This is a genomic window from Bartonella sp. CL25QHWL (genome assembly GCF_042195335.1).
Taxonomy (GTDB): Bacteria; Pseudomonadota; Alphaproteobacteria; order Rhizobiales; family Rhizobiaceae; genus Bartonella.
Window position 1 is genome coordinate 1 of record NZ_JBHIOE010000090.1, and the last position, 718, is coordinate 718.

Genomic DNA, 718 nt, shown 5'->3' on the forward strand with positions numbered 1-718 from the left:
TTTTATAATCCTATATTTTCTCTATGGTCTGCGAGTTGATTGACGCCATTGAATTTTCTCACCAAGTTGAGGACATCTATCTCAACGATTTCAACGTCCTTCTGGACATATTTGAAATACTGCAATGTGAAGGTAGTTGTGGATGTTGCTTTGCTGCCCGGTTGCCATTCTGCCATTTCAAAGCCTTTGCATAGTCCTCTCATGGTAATGACAACACCTTCTGCTGGTGTGCCTTGCGCTTGCATTGAACTTCGTAATGAGATATCGACATCTGTGCGCCCCAACAGTGCCATCAATTCTGGAGAGCAATCAGAAATGGTCATGCTAAGTGTGAGGGTTTCAAGACCAAGGTCAACTTCAATAGAGCTATCCATGCCTCCGCCACGATAACTTTCAACAACCAAACTCAAATTCGGTAATGTTACGCTTTCACATTTTGCTTGATAGGGAATGCCGTCGACAAAAATGTTAAAATATTTCAAAACTCTTGGTAAAACGGGGATAGCCATTAAAAAATCTCCTCTAAATAATCATTCACAATGCGTGAACGGAATGTGATGTGTTCTGCTGGTGTTGTGGGGGTGAATTCGACATTGAAATAGACTCTGCCGCCTTCAATGGCGCTTGCTGTATTCAACTCTAGATCAGGCGTACAACGCCCACCAAGAATGGCGCCTTGTGCTTTTAAATCACGCAAATAGGCATTGACGCTTTCACT

Annotated in this window: 2 protein-coding genes; both read right to left on the reverse strand. The window is 42.8% G+C overall.

Annotation, left to right across the window (positions count from 1 at the left end):
* Window positions 1-2: 2 nt before the first annotated feature.
* Window positions 3-509, reverse strand: a complete 507-nt coding sequence (locus ACFILY_RS09610) for a phage major tail tube protein (RefSeq protein ID WP_375638020.1) — start codon at window positions 507-509, stop codon at window positions 3-5.
* Window positions 509-718 (reverse strand): phage tail sheath C-terminal domain-containing protein (locus ACFILY_RS09615; protein WP_375638018.1); only part of this gene is annotated, 210 nt, incomplete at its 5' end. The genes ACFILY_RS09610 and ACFILY_RS09615, both read right to left, overlap by 1 nt.

What these genes read in the sequence shown, in the direction of transcription:
- ACFILY_RS09610 (WP_375638020.1), bottom strand. Translation starts at nt 509, where the DNA reads ATGGCTATCCCCGTTTTACCAAGAGTTTTGAAATATTTTAACATTTTT.